Origin of the sequence: Paenibacillus agri, assembly GCF_013359945.1 — a bacterium.
Lineage (GTDB): Bacteria > Bacillota > Bacilli > Paenibacillales > Paenibacillaceae > Paenibacillus_AQ > Paenibacillus_AQ agri.
In genome coordinates this window covers 55316-72567 of record NZ_JABWCS010000199.1, presented here as the reverse complement: position 1 = coordinate 72567, position 17252 = coordinate 55316, and the positions used below count along the sequence as shown (strand labels likewise).

The following is a 17252-nucleotide window of genomic DNA, read 5'->3' as shown; positions in this document are numbered from 1 at the left end:
ACCTTATGTGCAGGATATCAATACAATCTACATTACCCCAAAAAGCGAATTGTGATTACCCGGCCTCAATGACCGGGTGATGTATGTCCGGAATCCCGTCCCGGACGTATTCTCCATGCAGCTATGCTGAGCAGGAAGAGGACAGTAGCAAATGCTGCAAGCAGTCCGGCTGTTTGTGCCGCTTGCAGGTGGTCCATCGACCAGCCGGTAAGCAGTGGCAGAATGGCTCCGCCAATGCCGCCGGAGGCAATCATGATGCTTGGCGTGGATTCCTCGGTACCCGGCATTAATTTGCTGGAGAAGACCAGTGCGATGGAGAAGAGGCCGGACATGAACAATCCCAGTAGAATGATAATGATAAAGGCAACAAGACGGTGTTCAGTGAATGGAAATAGAGCCAGTAACACTACGGTCAACAGGCAGCTGCCCAGAACATAGACGCGGTAAGAAATTTTCTCGGCGAGCACCCCGGCGAACAGCCGTCCTATCGACATAGCCAGCCAGAAGCAGGTGACGGTCAGGGCTGCCCCTGATTCCGACATACCCAGCTTGGCAATGAAGATGGCGGGCATGAAATTCACCAGGCTCATTTCGGTGCCTACATAGATAAAGAAGAAGACAATAAATATCCCGAGGATGAACCACTGTTTGCCCTTGTAAGGAAAGCGCGGCGTGTGACTGTCTGAAGCCACGTCTGTTACTGGGCGGCGTGGACCGCGGTCATCCAGCAAGGGCTGCAGCTTGCCGAACCGGCCTTTGCTCCAGAAGATCAGGGCAACTAGAGAGAATGCTGCTACAATCAGAAAGCTAAGCTTCCACCAGCCGGCGGCGATCAGGCCGCTCGAGATTAGAGGCATAAGCAATGCACCGACGCCGAATAGAACTTCAAGCCTACTCATGGCAACAGCAGTGCCTTCTGTGACTGCGGCAATAATGACCGTGCCGATGACGGCTTCAACCATACCAAAACCAAAGCCTGCGGCAACAGCGATAACATACATCCAGCCCCACGGTGGTAAGAAGGTGTAAGCAACCTCAGCAACAAGCAACAGTCCAGTGGCAATGAGAATACCACCGCGCTTACCGAAGCGGCGATTCAGAAAGGGAGAGATCAGCACACCGGCCAGGAAGCCGGCAAATTGGGTGAAGATCAGCTGCCCACCAGCGCTGTAGCTCTGGTCATAATGCTCCAATAGTACGGGGAGAATAGAACCCAGTACTACATGGGCCAAGCCGATCACAAAGTAGGAGAGACAGCCAAGCCAGATTAATTTTTTCACGTTGAAATACTCCTTAACAAGTTAAGTTATGGAACCGCGCCCGGATTCAATATGCCCAGAGCGGGTACACTATCTTAAGCACAATCACTATCATAAGTCTAATTGGCAGATGTGGATATATAAACTTATATTTACATCGCCAGGAAGGAGATGTCTTGAATAATGAATCCAAAGGACCTGGAACAGAAGATCATCAAGGTACTGGATGACAACAAGTTCGGCTCTTTCGGAACCGTTGAAGCGGGGAACAAACCGAAGGTGCGTTACATGGCGGTCTTTCACGATGGACTTAAAATTTATTTGGCAACAGACCGCAAGACCCATAAGGTAGAGGAACTGAAGGAGAACGGCAACGCTTTTCTGCTGCTTGGCTATGAAGCCGGCGGGGGGAAGGATATTCTGGAGATTGAAGCGACCGTAGACATTACAAAGGACGAGACCCTTCGAGCCAAGGTCTGGAATAAGGATCTGGAGCCATGGTTCAAGGGACCGGAAGATCCCGATTATGTCATTCTGGAGCTTACCCCGTCACGTATCGAATATATGGGCAAAACACAGGAACATGGTGTCTGGGAGAGACAATCTGCAGGCAGTGTAAAATAATCCTATATCAAGCGAACAAACAGCAGGCTTCTTATAACGGGGCTTGCTGTTTGTCATTTTCGGCTTATGTTGAATAAATCTTGATATGGCCTCATTGGCAAGGTCGCCCTACATTAGGACGTCTGAGAGACCCTCAACCTTCCGCTGGAGCAATTAATGTTCGTTGTCTGCGGCAGCTAGCGCTTCCATGGACAGCAGATCATCTTTTTCTTATAATAGATGAAAGTGATCGGGTGATCCGGTGAATCGACTGATACTGTGGAGGAGGGCGAAGTCATGGAGCCAGCAGCAATTGAAGAGTGCGACAACACATGCCACGGTTCAGAGTTGGAACCGGAAGACGTGTCCTTGATTCTGCCTGACCGGGAAACAACAGACAAGATGGCCGAGATGTTCAAGGCACTAGGCGATCCGACAAGGGTGCGTCTCATCTATGCTCTGTCACAGCGGGAGCTGTGTGTGCATGACCTGTCTGACATTCTGGATATGGGCCAGTCTGCCGTATCCCACCAGTTGCGGTACTTGCGGAACCTGCGGATTGTGAAGCGCCGCAAGGAAGGCAAGACGGTGTATTATTCGTTGAACGATGCGCATGTGGAGCAGATCTTCATGCAGACGCATGAGCATATCAGACATGAATAACTATTGATGCATACAGCAATAGACCGCCATAGGCGGTCTATTTTAGTGTGTGGCTATTTAACCGGCTTGGTCTATTCCCGAAGGCAACGGTGTTCTTTTCAAAGATACAGCAATCCATACCGCATAGGCAGCAAGCACCACCACGATAAGGAGATCATAGCCGATAAAGCCTTCGGGACTATCATTGCCCACGAACCGAATCAGGTTATGTAAAAAGTGGAACAGAATCAGCGGAATGATATTATTATTCTTCACCATCAGCAAAGCCAGCACTATTCCTATAAGAAGAGCGTATACGATCTGAAGCAGGGTCTCGGTGAGATTTTGGCCGGAAAGAGCATTCAGAATGTGGGTGACTGCGAATAGGATACTGGACGCCGCTACAGCGACCTTAATGCTCTTGGTCAGTAGCGTCTTCAGGATCAGGCCCCGGTAGAGGCTCTCTTCCACGAATCCCACCAGCAGGGTGAAGAAGAGATAGTATAATGCATCGGAAAGTTCGATTTTGCGAAATCCATTTAACGTAGTAATAACAAGGATTAGCAGCAGCGGGGCATAATAAATCCAGTTCGCTGCAGGGATACTACCTAGCGGTCGAAAGCCCATATAGCTCCACTTGTGCCTGATTGTAAAATAAGCAATTAAGACAAGCGCGATAGGGACAAACGCAATAAGCACAGGTGCAGTGTAGCTAAGCTGTTTGATGGTAGCGTAGGCTCCGGCGGCTATCATGGCGACCAGTAGCAGCCCTTCAATAATAACAACGGCCCATACCGGGTGTCTCTGTGAAAATGAAGAATTAACCTTTGGGTTTGTCATAGTGCAACCTCTTCCTCTCCATGATTTCTTACAACCACAGTTTCTCCACCATTCCCTTATCGGTCAGCTGTTTGAGTGCAGGGTAGAGACTGCCAAAACCGGCCTTGTCAAAAATTATACGGAGCTATCAATGGTCTTCTTCAAATCATAGCCGCTCCTGACCCCTTCCATTAATGTCCATTTAACGCAATTCATAATTACATTTATTTGTAATAATGTCAAACGTTTATTTCAGTATGTAAAAAAGCTGCCCCGGCCATAATCAGGATGGCGGGGCAGCGCTAAAGCTTTACACTTTTAATTCTCCGTGCTGGAATGGGGAGGTCTCGATCTGGATAGTAGTATGACTGATATTATATTTATCCTCGATTAGAGTCACTGCTTGCTGCAATATTTCCTGAGCGCTTCTGTCATCTTCAATCCGCAGGTGGCAGCTTAACGCATTTAGTCCTGAGGTAATGGTCCAGATATGCAGGTCATGAACGTCAGCAACGCCGCTAATTTGTAGCAGAGCTTGTTTGACCTGATCGCTGTTCAACGCAGACGGTGTGCCTTCCATAAGGATATGGAACGAATGTCTGAGCACGCCCCAGGCACTTTTGAGTATCAGAAGAGCTACCAGCACACTGATAATTGGGTCAGCTGCATACCAAGAGAACCATTGCATGATTACACCAGCAACAATGGCCCCGACTGAACCAAGAGCATCACCAATAATGTGGAGATAGGCACTGCGCACATTGAGGTTATCCTTTACATCACCTTTGCGTATCAAGACCCAGGCGCTCACCAGATTAGCAAGCAAACCAATGGTAGCGATGATGATCATAGAGCCGCTGGCGACGACGGGCGGTTCGAACAAACGCTGCCAGGCTTCCCGGATAACAAGTCCGGCAATCACGAACAGCATGACGCCGTTGAACAGTGCGGCCATGACCTCAAAGCGGTAGAAGCCGTAGGTATTTTTGGAGGAGGCCGGTTTAGCGGCAAATATCATTGCTACAAGGCTCAAAGCCAGCGAGGCAATATCGCTGAGCATATGACCTGCGTCGGAGAGTAGGGCAAGGCTATGAGTGAAGAGCCCGCCGAAGAACTCCACGAACATGATTCCCGAGGTAATGATGAGGGCAATCAAAAGCCCTTTTTTATTATTAGGTGCGTGCGAATGTCCATGATGATCATGCGTATGATCGTGATGGGAATGCCCGGGTTCTTCATGCGAATGTCTGCCTGATTGTGGATGATGGTTCATAGAAAGACCTCTTTTCAAATAACATATGAATGATTGCTCATATATTAATAATAAATGTCTGAACCAGTTATTTCAAGGTGTTTTTAATAAAGTGAGAACATTTCGTTATTCTCAGATAGGAGGAGGGAAATTATGCATATGCACATTGACACTCCAAGATTGGAAGGCATATAATGTGGTTAAGTTAACATATGAACAAATACTCATATATGATTATTTGAGGGAGATGAGTAGTTTGAATACGATTCAGGGAACGGTAAAACGCCAGTGGGAGCTGGAAGGACTGCACTGCGCAAACTGCGCAATGAAAATTGAAGATAAAGTGGGCAAAATCGAGGGGGTGTCCTCCTGCTCCGTGAATTTCGTGACCAAGACGCTAACTATGGTTACAGACGAGAACCATGCGGAAGCGGCCGGGGTGGAAGCAGCGCGGACCGTCACGGCGCTGGAGCCCCATGTGAAGCTAAAGGAGAAACTGGCTGGAGGCAGAGCGATTCCGCAGGCTAAATCCGGTCATGAGCATGGGCATTCACATGAAGAAAAGGGACATACACATGATCATGGAACCAGTCATGATCATGGACATGGGCATGCCCATGGCGATGAGGATGGTCACGGGCATACGCATTCCCATGGGGAAGGCGACACGCGCCGAATCTTGACCCGCCTGGCAGGCGGAGGGATTCTTGCAGCGGCAGGCATGCTGCTGCCGGTGAACGGAGTTGTCGAACTGCTGATCTTTCTCGCCGCTTACTTTATTGTCGGTGGCGAGGTGGTGCTGCAGGCCATCAAGAATATCGTCAGAGGTCAGGTGTTTGACGAGAACTTCCTGATGGCGCTGGCAACGATCGGCGCATTTGCGATTGGGGAGTACCCGGAAGGGGTCGCTGTCATGCTCTTCTATCAGGTCGGGGAGCTGTTCCAGGGTCTGGCGGTGAATCGTTCGCGCAGATCGATCACGGCACTGATGGATATTCGCCCCGAGTTTGCCGAACTTAAAGTCGATGGCGGTACAAGACGCGTTTCGCCAGAGGAAGTGGCCATTGGTGACATTATTCTCGTCAAGCCCGGTGAGAAGGTGCCGCTGGACGGAACTATCCTTGAAGGTAGAGCGATGATGGATACCTCAGCGCTGACAGGTGAATCGGTACCACGCTCTGCGGGTCCGGGCAGCAAGGTCTTGAGCGGGTTCATTAACCGAAACGGGGTAATTACCGTGGAGGTTACGCAGTCGTTTGGAGAGTCGGCAGTCTCCAAGATTCTGGAGCTGGTGCAGAATGCGTCCTCCAATAAAGCCAAAACAGAGAACTTTATTACCAAATTTGCTCGTGGCTACACGCCTGTAGTAGTGATCACAGCGCTGCTGCTGGCTGTTGTTCCACCGCTTCTGATCAGCGGAGCAACCTTCTCGGACTGGATCTACCGGGCACTGGTCTTCCTCGTAATCTCTTGCCCTTGTGCGCTGGTCGTGTCGATCCCGCTTGGCTTCTTTGGCGGTATCGGCGCCGCTTCCCGAAGTGGTATTCTCGTGAAGGGCAGCAATTACCTGGAGGCGCTCAATGATGTTAAGGTCGTTGTCTTCGATAAGACTGGTACCCTGACCAAGGGGCAATTCAAGGTCACTGGTATTTATCCAGCGAACGGGAGAAGTAAAGAAGAGTTGCTGCGCACTGCAGCCTATGCGGAGAGTCATTCGAACCATCCGATTGCGGAATCTATTCGGGCCGCTTACGCTGAGGAAATCGCTAAGGACGCTATCTCGGATTATAACGAAATCTCCGGTCACGGCATCTCCGTGAATGTGGACGGTAAGGCTGTGCTGGCCGGGAATGCCCGACTGATGGAACGGGAGGGCATTGCCTATCAGGTGCCGGAGCAGAGTGGCACAATCGTGCATATCGCGACCGGCAAGCAGTATGACGGTTACCTCGTCATTGCAGACGAGGTGAAGGAGGATTCAGCGCGGGCCATCTCGGCGCTGAAGGGACTTGGCATCCGCAAGACGGTCATGCTGACCGGCGATGCTGCTTCTGTTGCGGAGGCTGTAGGTCGCGAACTCGGCGTAGACGAGATTCATGCCGAACTGCTGCCGCAGCATAAGGTTGAGGCTATTGAGCGGCTGGAGCGCGAGAAGAGCGGACGGGAGAAGATTATTTTTGTCGGGGATGGAATCAACGACACTCCAGTATTGGCCAGAGCAGATGTTGGCATCGCGATGGGCGGATTGGGTTCCGATGCCGCAATAGAAGCTGCGGATATCGTCATCATGACGGATGAGCCTTCGAAGATTGCCACCGCCATCGGCGTGGCTAAGCGTACACGGAGAATCGTTTGGCAGAACATTGGGTTCGCACTTGGTGTTAAGGCGATCTTCCTTCTGCTCGGCGCATTCGGAATCGCGACGATGTGGGAAGCGGTCTTCTCGGATGTTGGTGTCACGGTACTGGCTGTACTTAACAGTGTTCGCGCACTAAAAGTTGAAGAGCAAGGTTAAATCCATAATAAAACCTCCAGTGTCTGCACATTTATGAGTGCTTACGGACTGGAGGTTTTTTGCTTTGTTCTTATTCAGGCTGAGAGAGACTGAGGCTGCTAATTCCGGAACGTACAATTTCACAAGAAGCGCCGAATTTAACGGACTCCTCATCATTCAGGTTCAGCTCCAGCAATTCATGGATGCCGCTGCGCCCAATAATGGCAGGCACACCTGCGCACACATCCTCCTGGCCGTATTCTCCTTCCAGAATTGCCGAGACAGCAATAATCTTGTTCTCATCGTTCAGGATAGCCCGGGTAATGTAGGCCAGGGCACTACCGATTCCAAAATGTGTTGAGCCCTTGCGGGTAAAGATCTCCCAACCGGCATCCTTTGTCTTGCGGGCGATGTCGTCCAGATCCAGGTGACTGAATCGTTCGCGATGCTGCTCCATAATGTGGAGAATAGGTTTGCCGCCGATGGTCACATGCGACCAGGCAACGAACTGGGACTCCCCATGCTCGCCTAGCGCGTATCCGTTCACGCTGCGAGGGTCGATGGAGAACACATCGGATAGCAGCGTCTTGAGCCGGGAAGAGTCAATGGAGGTGCCTGTGCCGATCACCCGGTGCCGGGGGAGTCCGGACATTTTCCATACCATATAAGTGACGATATCGACCGGATTCGCCGCAATGACGAAGATGCCGTCGAAGCCGCCAGCCATAATTCCGGCCACAATTTCTTTAGTGATCACAGCTGCAGCGTCAAGTACATCCAGTCTGGTCTGACCGGGCTGCGGGTTAGCGCCCGCTGTGAGAATGACAACGTCCATTCCGGCACAGTCACTGTAGGTTCCGGCGTACACCTTAGTCCGGGTACCCGTGAAATCCATACAGTGGGAGAGATCCAGCGCCTGAGCCATGGCCCGGTCGTAGGTCCGGTCAATCATCATGATCTCATCGCAGATCGATTGATTAACCATGGAGTAGGCACAACTGGAGCCCACCATTCCGGAGCCGACAATCGCTACTTTTCTTGTTTTACTCTTCAATTTGTAAATCCCCGCTCTCTTAAAAAAGTCTGCGATTTGCTGCTTACATTATTCTTGCGCATATCTTTATTTTAGCCGATCATCCAGAAAGTTACCTGACATACAGCGAAAAAAGCGGAGAAGGAGAGTGTCCCCGTTCATCTCAGGTTGTACATTAAATTAGCGGGTTTTCATGAGGATAGATACATACATAGCTACATGCCGTTTTTTTCGCAAATGTATTATCTGCATTAAAAAGAGCATTCATCAAACCGTTAGGCTTGTTGAATGCTCTGTCATGAGATAGTGCTACTGTCCTCGGACTGAGATTAAGATTGTGGAATCCGTGTTTCTGGCGGTACGATCACATTGTAGCGTTTATACATGAACAGTCTCCAGTGGACAATCATGCCAAAGGCCAGGATAAAGAACAGCCCCCCGGATTGCGGTACCGAGACATAGCGGTTAATGAACTCATGCAGCAGTGTGCGGACCAGTAGCAGGCCGAGTAGAATAAACGCGAAGCTCTTGGAACGCTGGGCAAATACCTGTCCATCCCTTTGCTCGAAGCTTGTTGTACGGATAAGCGGATAGGCAAAGATAAACCAGCCGACTAAAAAGGCAATAGCTGCCCACCATAGCGGAAACCTCACCTCCGGGACAACGAACATGGCAAAGCCAGTTGACATGCCGAGGGGGGGAATCCATATTTTGCGAATGGTAACCGGGCGGGCGCTGGCCTTCAGCCGAATAAAGATCACCATCAATGCCATGATAACGGCCCCCACGGTGGAACCGATATGTAGTAGCGAGGGGTTGATGCTGCCCATAATTCACGACCTCTCTGTGATTTGAGTCACTTGTGCCTTCATTATAACAGAAAAATGATGGCAAAACATTGAAGCCTCCGTGAGGCTCCGCACAATGCGCGGCCATTGGCATGGGAGAGCTACAAACTCAAAAAACCTGCCGGGCTCAGGCTCCGGCAGGTTTTCCATCGATCACTATCTATGGTATCAGTTCTATGTTCCAAGATATACAGTTTATGAGCGGCTACGCCCACCGGTCGAGCGCAGGATCAGGCTTACAATGAAGATCAGCACGATGGCACCAATCAGGGACGGGAAAACATAGAAATCACTGACCTTGGGTCCCCAGCTTCCCAGCAGCATGCCACCCAGCCATGAGCCGAGAATCCCGGCAATAATGTTACCGATTACGCCTCCCGGAATATCTCTACCCATAATCAGACCTGCCAGCCATCCGATAATTCCGCCAACAATCAACATCCATAGCAAACTCATTAGGTTTCAGCTCCTTTGTGATGTATCGTTCGATGGTAACTATTAACCTGTTGCCGATTGTTTTAACCAGATGTGAAAAATTGGTACATGATTTCGCTTTTCGCCGAATTGCGCAGTTTTAGTCTGATGTATTGCCTCAGCAAACATGCTATAGTGAAAAAAATGATAATCGATAAGGAGTCGCTGCCATGGAACGCTCTGATGAAGTGTTATTTTATGTGGGTACGTACAGTCCTGTGGGTGAACAAGGCATTCGTCTCTGTACCTTGAACCGCAGCACAGGAGACATGAGAGTTTTGGAAGGGACGAGTGGTATCGAAAACCCTTCATACCTGGCAGTTAATCATGCCGGGAGCGTCTTGTATGCGGTCAGTGAGAAGGATGAGGGAGAGGTTCAGGCATTCGCTATTGATCCTGGATCGAAGGTATTGTCACCGTTGGGAAGCATCCGCAAAACGGAAGGTGGAGCGCCGTGTTATGTCTCCATCAGCCCGGAGGAAGACAGGATCTTCGTAGCGAACTACTCGGGGGGGAATGTTAATGTGTTCCCTTTAAGTGCAGACGGCTCGATTCTGGAAATGTCGGCTCAGATCCGGCATACCGGCTCTGGATCACGTCAGGATCGGCAAGAAGCGCCGCATCCGCACTCGGTCATTCCAGGCAGCACGGGTGATCGTCTTTTTGTCTGTGATCTTGGTCTAGATCAGGTTATTATCTATCGTCAGGAGGAGGACGAATTGGTCAAGCAAGCTGCGGTTGATCTGCCGCCGGGCTCCGGGCCACGCCATTTGACACTTCATCCCTCTGGAAAATGGGCTTACCTGATCAATGAGCTGAACAATACGGTCACAGTATTCGCAAAAGATGAACAGCATGATGAACTAACTGTCTTACAGCATGTTAGTACACTGCCTGAATCCTATATTGCCGGCAGCGATGATTCAGGGGCCGACATTCACATCACACCGTGTGGTCGTTATCTGTATGCTTCCAACCGGGGACATGACAGTATTGCACTGTTCCTTATTGATGCGCTCACAGGGCTTCTGGAGCCTGCCGACTGGCAGAGCACCGGCGGACGGACTCCACGAAATTTCGCTATTCTTGGCGGAAAGCTACTGGCAGCCAATCAGAACAGCGGTACGATTGTTTCGTTCCACATCGACGGGGACAGCGGCCGGTTGATTCCGACAGGCAATGAGCTGGAAATTCCAACCCCGGTCTGCGTTAAGGAACTTAAATAGAAGTTCTATTTATATAAGACGACCTTAAGATTCAGTCTTAAGATTCAATCGTAAGGTCCGAACTCAAGGTTCTAGCTTAAGTTTGGAACTTAAGGTTTGAACTAAACAGCGTTACGTTGATGTTTAGACTATAGAACACATTTCCAAAGTGTAATTAACGGCAATTTTGTACCCTAAATATTCTGGGAGGAAGGATTTGTGGGAATTAAGTGCAATTTTGCACCTTAAATCTTCCACAATACCCCTGTTAGTGCATTTTTTTTGAAAATAAGATACAATAATGCTCTTATTTCCCTTTTTTAACTCAATTTAATAAATATAAGGTACAAAAATGCTGTTAGTTGGGGTGGTTCCGTTTGAATCTTAACTTCACTTAAATAGAAATTCTATCTAAATAAGTACAGGCCATTCGAAGTCCATCCGGGTTACCGGATAGACGGAATGGCCTGTTCGTGATATGGGGTAATTTACTTTTCGAGATGATATGAGAGCAGTTTACTGTTCATTATGATATAAGGGCAGTTTACTTAACGTACATTTTCGGTATTTCCGCCATAAAATCCGATGTCGTCGAGCATAATTTTATCGCCTTTTTCTTCAAGATAGAACGTAATCTCGGTCAGGTTCTCCGGCTCCAGAGCGGGCTCGACTTCCTGGAATCGCTCAAAAGGCAGTTCGTAGGTCTGGAATACGGCCTCCGTAGGATCTCCATATTTGCCATCGCTAACGCGTTCCTCCAGCCAAGGAAGCAACGTGAACTGAGTGTGCGGCAATGGCAGAACGTCCATAATTTCAGACAATGGCAGGCGCGCCGAGGTGTCGTTGCTATCTGTCAGCTCTACCTCTACCTCAGGAGCTAACGAACTTTCCTCATTCTCCCCGTCTTCTTCATCGTCGTCAGCATTGCGGTTGGCGAGGGCGAAGGAGAGGCCTTCCGCCTCCGGCAAATCAAGGGAGGTAGCGTCCTCTTCCTTCCATTTGATTCGGTAGTAGGCTTCGTCCCCTTTTTCGGCAGTACGTTTCAAAACAACGCCATAGGTGGTTTTACTCTTGTCTTCCCGATCCTTGGCCAGCTCCTCGGTCCAGGCCATACCTTGGGCAGAGGCGGTACCGATACCTGCGGTATACTTGTTGCGGTCCTCGTCAAAATTGACAAGGGTACGATAGTCTCCGCCTTGGAAGCGGCTATAATATGCGGTGTCCGGCAGCCACTGCAGTCCGCTCCGGTAATCGCGGAACAGCCCCCGGTATTCATCCTTGCCAAGCAATGTCGTCTCCAGAAAAGCCGACACGTACACCTTGGTAATCTGCCGCTGTCCGGTGCCATCCATGATTAGGCTGCGGTCCAAGAACAGCCCGGTGGGCAACGACTGGTCGCGCAGTCCCCAGTCGCTGTTGAACTGGCTGTGATTGGCATCGGCAATGTAGAGAGAGCTCTTGAAGTCGGCTGAGCCTTCGGAGTAGGAAGAGCGGATATATTGCCGATCCCCGTAAAAGTCATGCACATCGCCATCGCGTGCGCCCTGCAGTGTCAGATAGCTGATATCCTTCAGCTTGGCTTGTTGTCCGTCAATAGCTTTATCGGTAGGTGCAAGGGCAATGACCGAAGAGATCTGGAAGCGGTCGGTTACTGTTTTCCATACAGGATCGTCCTTGAACCAGCGGCCAGAATCGGCGGCCATGGCTACGGCTTGTCCGCCCCGACTGTGGCCCAGCAGAGCCGTCTTGCTGAAATCAATTTTTCCATAGAACGGATTGCCGGGCTGATCCGAGAATGCCGCCAGCTGTTCCATATGCTTAAGGATTAGCCAGGCGCGTACCGTAAAGTCATTGTCAGGAATGCCTGTCCAGGCCGAATAATTAAGGAAGTTCTCGTCCAGTGAGACGGCGATAAATCCCCGACTGGCCAGCAGTTCCCCAAGATACGCGTAGCCCCCGTCAGAATAATCCTCCATCATATGGTTGCCGTGAACGATTAGCACCAGCGGGTGCGAACCTTCCCCCTCTGGCATCCAGACCCGGCCGTTGAGGGGCAGCGCATGATAGTCAAAGCCCCAGAACAGGCTGCGTAGCTTCGGCCAGCCCTTCTGGATATACGCAGATGCGTCGACCGGGGAAGAAAGGAGTGCTGCATCGCTTCTGTATTCCTTACGGTGCAGATCATTACCGCTGGCATACGTGAAGGAGTCATAGGCGTAGGGGCCAGGCTCCGCAGGATTGGAGGCAGCCAGTGGCTTTACAATGCTGCCGCTAACGGCATCTGCCCCGGGGTCGCCCGGCTTATTCTGTCCACCACCCGCCAAAGCCAGCTGTGATAACATAAGTGCCGACGCCAGCAGCAATCCAGCAGCGACTCGCTTGTTCCGCAGCAGCCCCAGAGCGATGCCGCTGAGGGCGCCAAGAGCGGTGCACAGCACGGCTATGACCGTAGAGGCGACCCAGTCCATGTTGGCGCCGTATAGGACAAACCACACAATAAACAAATCTGAGAGCAGACAGCCTGCGAATAAGCGCGGGATACGTAGGCCCGTCATTGCAATCAGTAAGGCGATCAGATGGCCTGCGGCTGCTAGTAGTATTGTTCCCACCACAGCGGCAAGGGCGATGTCAGCCGGTATGCCAAGGCCAGTTGGCATACCCAGGATGGTTGCTGTGAAAGTCAAAAAGCTGAGCGTCCACAGACCAGCCAATGCGGTTCTCCATAGAGTTGTATCATAACGATAGGTTTCCCTGATTCTTTGTCCAATTACAGCTGAAATTCGCTTGTGCAGCCGCGGCTTGTGCGGCACCGGCACAAGTTCTAAATCCATTCCCATGACAGTGTCCTCCGAAAATTGCAGTAAGATCCTGTTGCTCCCTCATTTTATCTTATATATTGCAGTAATGACATTACTTTAAAGAAAAAAAGGTTTGACAGGCTAGAAGGGTTTAAGTATTATATCAATAATAACCTACTAATTAGGTAGGAATAATGAATAAGTTCTTACCGTACAGACGGAGGAACGCCTATTATAGCTCGCAGACACGTGTCTTGGGACCGGTTTGACCTGCCATCTTAGGCTTTCCTCCGTTATTTTTCATGCCAAAAATCTACCATGTAAGTCAGAGGGGTCATCGGGAAAGAGAAACATGAACTCATCACAACAATATGGGGGGATGGTTAGAATGAAAAAGAGGATCAAGAAGGGACTTTTAACGGGCTTTACGCTGTTGTTGACGGTGGGCCTTACGGCTTGCGGAAATAGTACAAATTCGGCGGGTAATCCACCGGCCGAGGCTACCAATTCAGGGAGTACCACTGCAGCGACGACTGAACCGACTAAAGCTCCATCCAAAGATCCGGTAGAACTGCTCAATGTTTCCTATGATCCAACACGCGAACTTTATGAGAATTATAATAAGGCTTTCTCAGCCTATTGGGAAAAAGAACACGGTCAGAAAGTAACGATCAAGCAGTCCCATGGCGGCTCCGGAAAGCAAAGCCGTGCGGTGCTGGATGGGCTCGAAGCAGATGTGGTCACTCTTGCACTGGGCTATGATATTGATGCTTTGCAGGAGACAGGTCTGATTCATGAGGGCTGGCAGAGCAAATTCGATCATAACAGTTCTCCGTACACCTCAACGATTGTGTTCCTGGTACGCAAGGGTAATCCGAAAGGCATCAAGGATTGGCCGGATCTTTTGAAAGAAGGGGTAGAGGTCATTACGCCGAACCCGAAGACTTCAGGCGGTGCGCGCTGGAACTATCTGGCGGCTTGGGGATATGCGCTGGATCACAATAATAACGATGAAGCCAAGGCTGAGGAGTTTGTAAAAGAGCTGTTTAAGCATGTGCCTGTGCTCGATACCGGTGCGCGCGGAGCAACCACAACGTTCGTTGAGCGTGGGATCGGTGATGTGCTGCTGGCCTGGGAGAATGAAGCCTATCTTTCTGTGAAGGAGCTCGGTCCCGATAAGTTCGACATCATCAATCCGTCCGAGAGCATTCTGGCAGAGCCGCCGGTGGCTATCGTAGATAAAGTGGTCGACAAGAGAGGTACCCGTGAGGTGGCTGAGGCCTACCTGAAATATCTTTACACTGAAGAAGGGCAGAAGATCGCTGCGGAGAACTACTACCGTCCAACGCTGGAAAGTGTGAAGGAAGAGTATAAGGATAAATTCCCGGAGATCAAGCTGTTCACATTGGCAGATAAATTCGGAACGTGGAAGGAAACACAAGAGAAGCATTTCAATGACGGCGGGGTCTTCGACAAGATCTATGTACCTGGTAAATAATATCCTCTTAGTTTCGGCAGAAAGTTAGCAACAAGTATGCTGTAAGTAGGCTTGAGCTGATCGGTAAAAGGACCGAAGGCGAGAAAGGATGAACAGGGAATGAGTGTCACCGCAACCACCACTGCTGTCGCATCAACCGCACGGCGGAAGGTTCTGCCCGGCTTCGGGCTGACTATGGGCTACACGGTGCTGTATCTGAGTCTTGTTGTGCTGTTGCCGCTGTCGGCGTTGCTCTTTAATTCGACAGGCTTGAGCTGGGCTAAATTCTGGGATGTAGCTACAGATGCACGGGTGCTGGCATCCTATCGTGTCAGTCTGTCAACGGCCGCTGCGGCGGCCTTGGCTGATGCATTCCTGGGTCTGCTGCTGGCCTGGGTCCTGGTGCGGTATGAGTTTCCGGGTAAAAGGTTGTTCGACGCTCTGATCGATCTGCCGTTCGCATTGCCAACAGCGGTAGCGGGAGTCTCGCTTACCGCTCTGTATGCAAACAAAGGCTGGATCGGCTCCTGGCTGGAGCCACTGGGGCTGAAGGTGGCCTTCACCCCGATCGGCATTACACTGGCGCTAATGTTCATCGGCATTCCGTTCGTCGTCCGCACTGTTCAGCCTGTACTTGAGGAACTGGATCGGGACATGGAGGAAGCGTCCGCGACATTAGGCGCCGGACGCTGGCGCACCTTCCGCAAGATCGTGCTGCCAGAGCTGTTCCCGCCGCTTTTGACCGGCTTCTCGCTGGCCTTTGCCAGAGGTATTGGCGAGTTCGGATCGGTCGTCTTCATCTCCGGTAATATGCCGATGAGAACCGAGATTGCGCCGCTGCTCATCATGTCCAAGCTGGAACAGTTTGACTACGCAGGAGCCACCGCCGTGGCGCTGCTCCTGCTGTTGATCTCTTTCCTGATGCTGCTGGTAATCAATACCTTGCAGCGCTGGGTCCGCAAAACGTCCCGGTAACAGGTGATCCGCCGGGAATTCACAAGGCGTGCTTCGTAAAATCGTTGTAAGGAGGAATACCTATGGCGGGCACCGTTCCACTGTATGCTCCCCAATCGCGAAAAAGCGTCTCTTCGCCGGCTACACAGGAATCTGCGGTCGTAAAGTGGCTTCTGATTGCCGCAGCCGGACTGGTGCTATTCTGGCTGATTGTACTGCCGCTGATTGTTGTGCTGACTGAATCATTGAAAAAAGGGGTGGATGTCTATCTGGCCGCCTTGACCGATCCGGATGCTCGTTCCGCTCTGCGACTGACCCTACTGGTCGCGTTGATTACGGTTCCGCTGAATACTATATTCGGTATAGCGGCAGCCTGGGCGGTCACTAAATTCAGGTTCCGTGGCAAGGGTTTCCTTATCACCCTGATTGACCTGCCGTTTGCTGTTTCTCCAGTCATTGGCGGGCTTATCTTCATTCTGGTATTCGGGGCTCATGGCTGGTTTGGGCCATGGCTGAGCGCACATGATATCAAGATTGTTTTTGCCATACCAGGCATTATTCTGGCTACATTGTTTGTGACTTTTCCATTTGTGGCCCGGGAACTGATTCCCTTAATGGAGGATCAGGGGACGCAGGAAGAGGAGGCGGCAATTACTTTGGGCGCGAAGGGCTGGCAGATCTTCCTCCGGGTCACGCTACCCAATATTAAGTGGGGCCTGTTGTACGGTATTATTCTCTGTAATGCGCGGGCTATGGGAGAGTTCGGGGCAGTGTCTGTCGTGTCCGGACACATTCGCGGAGAGACGAATACGCTGCCGCTTCATGTCGAGATTTTGTATAACGAATATCAGTTTTCGGCATCGTTTGCGGTCGCCTCGCTGCTCTTGTTATTAGCTTTAGTGACAATGATTCTGAAGAGTTGGCTGTCGCGTAAAAATGCTCATTGACGCGCTAATATATCCGTGATAAGTTAATTCGTAGTATACAAATTGGTAATAACGGATTTCGATTAAACATCTCCCCGGATCTGGGGGAAGGGAGGCTGGGGAATGGCTAAACCGCTGAAGGTGGATGAGGTGTGGCTAGAACGTATAGCTGGGCTTTTGGATGACATGGAATTTGGTTCGTTGCAAATCGTCGTACATGAAGGGCAGATTGTGCAAATGGAACGTACGGAGCGCAAGCGTTTTGAGAATGGTAATGCACGCTATAGTGGCGAGACCGGAAGCCGGCGTACCGATACCCGTCCAGCGAGACGAGGATAGGTCATTCGCCGTCGCTGTCGAATCATGACCGTCCTTTTGGCATCCATTATAATCGGAGAATATGAAATGGCCCGTTTCCCTGGCAAAGGGAGCGGGCCATTTCTGCGGTCATTGATAGGACTTCATTAT

At 50.7% G+C, this 17252-nt stretch carries 15 protein-coding genes; 8 read left to right on the top strand and 7 right to left on the bottom strand.

Going from position 1 to position 17252, the window contains the following annotated elements:
• Positions 1 to 65: 65 nt before the first annotated feature.
• Positions 66 to 1280 (bottom strand): MFS transporter, encoded by a 1215-nt coding sequence (locus HPT30_RS07905; protein WP_175370866.1) that lies wholly within the window; start codon positions 1278 to 1280, stop codon positions 66 to 68.
• Between the two features lie 162 nt (positions 1281 to 1442).
• On the opposite strand from HPT30_RS07905, the gene HPT30_RS07900 reads away from it, so the two are divergent.
• Together HPT30_RS07900 and HPT30_RS07895 are read left to right on the top strand one after the other, a co-directional pair.
• Positions 1443 to 1883 (top strand): pyridoxamine 5'-phosphate oxidase family protein, encoded by a 441-nt coding sequence (locus HPT30_RS07900; protein ID WP_175370865.1) that lies wholly within the window; start codon positions 1443 to 1445, stop codon positions 1881 to 1883.
• 276 nt (positions 1884 to 2159) lie between these two features.
• Positions 2160 to 2525 (top strand): ArsR/SmtB family transcription factor, encoded by a 366-nt coding sequence (locus HPT30_RS07895; RefSeq protein WP_066374889.1) that lies wholly within the window; start codon positions 2160 to 2162, stop codon positions 2523 to 2525.
• Positions 2526 to 2582: 57 nt separating this feature from the next.
• Here the strand turns inward: HPT30_RS07895 and HPT30_RS07890 are convergent, their stop codons facing one another.
• Positions 2583 to 3344: a CPBP family intramembrane glutamic endopeptidase gene (locus HPT30_RS07890; RefSeq protein WP_175370864.1), complete on the bottom strand. Its 762-nt coding sequence runs from the start codon at positions 3342 to 3344 to the stop codon at positions 2583 to 2585.
• Positions 3345 to 3633: 289 nt separating this feature from the next.
• A complete protein-coding gene (locus HPT30_RS07880) occupies positions 3634 to 4596 on the bottom strand; it encodes a cation diffusion facilitator family transporter (RefSeq protein WP_175370863.1) in 963 nt (320 codons plus the stop codon).
• A gap of 235 nt (positions 4597 to 4831) precedes the next feature.
• Between HPT30_RS07880 and HPT30_RS07875 the strand changes: the two genes are divergently transcribed.
• Positions 4832 to 7090 carry a heavy metal translocating P-type ATPase gene (locus HPT30_RS07875; protein WP_175370862.1) on the top strand — a complete coding sequence of 753 codons (2259 nt, stop codon included), beginning with the start codon at positions 4832 to 4834 and terminating at the stop codon, positions 7088 to 7090.
• 70 nt (positions 7091 to 7160) lie between these two features.
• On the opposite strand, the gene HPT30_RS07870 is transcribed toward HPT30_RS07875, so the two are convergent.
• The 3 genes from HPT30_RS07870 to HPT30_RS07860 form a co-directional block, all read right to left on the bottom strand.
• On the bottom strand, positions 7161 to 8123 hold the full coding sequence (locus HPT30_RS07870; RefSeq protein ID WP_175370861.1) for an L-lactate dehydrogenase: 963 nt from the start codon (positions 8121 to 8123) through the stop codon (positions 7161 to 7163).
• Between the two features lie 308 nt (positions 8124 to 8431).
• Positions 8432 to 8932: a CcdC family protein gene (locus HPT30_RS07865; RefSeq protein WP_066374857.1), complete on the bottom strand. Its 501-nt coding sequence runs from the start codon at positions 8930 to 8932 to the stop codon at positions 8432 to 8434.
• Between the two features lie 213 nt (positions 8933 to 9145).
• A complete protein-coding gene (locus tag HPT30_RS07860; protein ID WP_175370860.1) occupies positions 9146 to 9406 on the bottom strand; it encodes a GlsB/YeaQ/YmgE family stress response membrane protein in 261 nt (86 codons plus the stop codon).
• Positions 9407 to 9594: 188 nt separating this feature from the next.
• On the opposite strand from HPT30_RS07860, the gene HPT30_RS07855 reads away from it, so the two are divergent.
• Complete coding sequence (locus HPT30_RS07855) at positions 9595 to 10650, top strand: lactonase family protein (RefSeq protein WP_175370859.1); 1056 nt, start codon at positions 9595 to 9597, stop codon at positions 10648 to 10650.
• A 527-nt stretch (positions 10651 to 11177) separates the two neighbouring features.
• Here HPT30_RS07855 and HPT30_RS07850 read toward each other — a convergent pair.
• Positions 11178 to 13466, bottom strand: a complete 2289-nt coding sequence (locus HPT30_RS07850) for an alpha/beta hydrolase family protein (RefSeq protein WP_175370858.1) — start codon at positions 13464 to 13466, stop codon at positions 11178 to 11180.
• Between the two features lie 349 nt (positions 13467 to 13815).
• Here HPT30_RS07850 and HPT30_RS07845 point away from each other — a divergent pair, with 349 nt between their 5' ends.
• From HPT30_RS07845 to HPT30_RS07830, 4 genes are all read left to right on the top strand, one after another.
• Positions 13816 to 14925: a sulfate ABC transporter substrate-binding protein gene (locus HPT30_RS07845; RefSeq protein ID WP_175370857.1), complete on the top strand. Its 1110-nt coding sequence runs from the start codon at positions 13816 to 13818 to the stop codon at positions 14923 to 14925.
• A 99-nt stretch (positions 14926 to 15024) separates the two neighbouring features.
• Positions 15025 to 15879 (top strand): sulfate ABC transporter permease subunit CysT, encoded by an 855-nt coding sequence (gene cysT / locus HPT30_RS07840; RefSeq protein ID WP_175370856.1) that lies wholly within the window; start codon positions 15025 to 15027, stop codon positions 15877 to 15879.
• 62 nt (positions 15880 to 15941) lie between these two features.
• On the top strand, positions 15942 to 16805 hold the full coding sequence (cysW, locus tag HPT30_RS07835; RefSeq protein WP_175370855.1) for a sulfate ABC transporter permease subunit CysW: 864 nt from the start codon (positions 15942 to 15944) through the stop codon (positions 16803 to 16805).
• Between the two features lie 102 nt (positions 16806 to 16907).
• Positions 16908 to 17123 carry a YezD family protein gene (locus HPT30_RS07830; protein ID WP_066374835.1) on the top strand — a complete coding sequence of 72 codons (216 nt, stop codon included), beginning with the start codon at positions 16908 to 16910 and terminating at the stop codon, positions 17121 to 17123.
• Positions 17124 to 17252 lie beyond the last annotated feature (129 nt).

Bases quoted from the DNA above. Each gene is read 5' to 3' on its own strand.
- HPT30_RS07900 (WP_175370865.1), top strand. From the start codon at position 1,443: ATGAATCCAAAGGACCTGGAACAGAAGATCATCAAGGTACTGGATGAC.
- HPT30_RS07895 (WP_066374889.1), top strand. From the start codon at position 2,160: ATGGAGCCAGCAGCAATTGAAGAGTGCGACAACACATGCCACGGTTCA.
- HPT30_RS07890 (WP_175370864.1), bottom strand. From the start codon at position 3,344: ATGACAAACCCAAAGGTTAATTCTTCATTTTCACAGAGACACCCGGTA.
- HPT30_RS07880 (WP_175370863.1), bottom strand. From the start codon at position 4,596: ATGAACCATCATCCACAATCAGGCAGACATTCGCATGAAGAACCCGGG.
- HPT30_RS07865 (WP_066374857.1), bottom strand. From the start codon at position 8,932: ATGGGCAGCATCAACCCCTCGCTACTACATATCGGTTCCACCGTGGGG.
- HPT30_RS07860 (WP_175370860.1), bottom strand. From the start codon at position 9,406: ATGAGTTTGCTATGGATGTTGATTGTTGGCGGAATTATCGGATGGCTG.
- HPT30_RS07855 (WP_175370859.1), top strand. From the start codon at position 9,595: ATGGAACGCTCTGATGAAGTGTTATTTTATGTGGGTACGTACAGTCCT.
- HPT30_RS07850 (WP_175370858.1), bottom strand. From the start codon at position 13,466: ATGGGAATGGATTTAGAACTTGTGCCGGTGCCGCACAAGCCGCGGCTG.
- HPT30_RS07845 (WP_175370857.1), top strand. From the start codon at position 13,816: ATGAAAAAGAGGATCAAGAAGGGACTTTTAACGGGCTTTACGCTGTTG.
- cysT (WP_175370856.1), top strand. From the start codon at position 15,025: ATGAGTGTCACCGCAACCACCACTGCTGTCGCATCAACCGCACGGCGG.
- cysW (WP_175370855.1), top strand. From the start codon at position 15,942: ATGGCGGGCACCGTTCCACTGTATGCTCCCCAATCGCGAAAAAGCGTC.
- HPT30_RS07830 (WP_066374835.1), top strand. From the start codon at position 16,908: ATGGCTAAACCGCTGAAGGTGGATGAGGTGTGGCTAGAACGTATAGCT.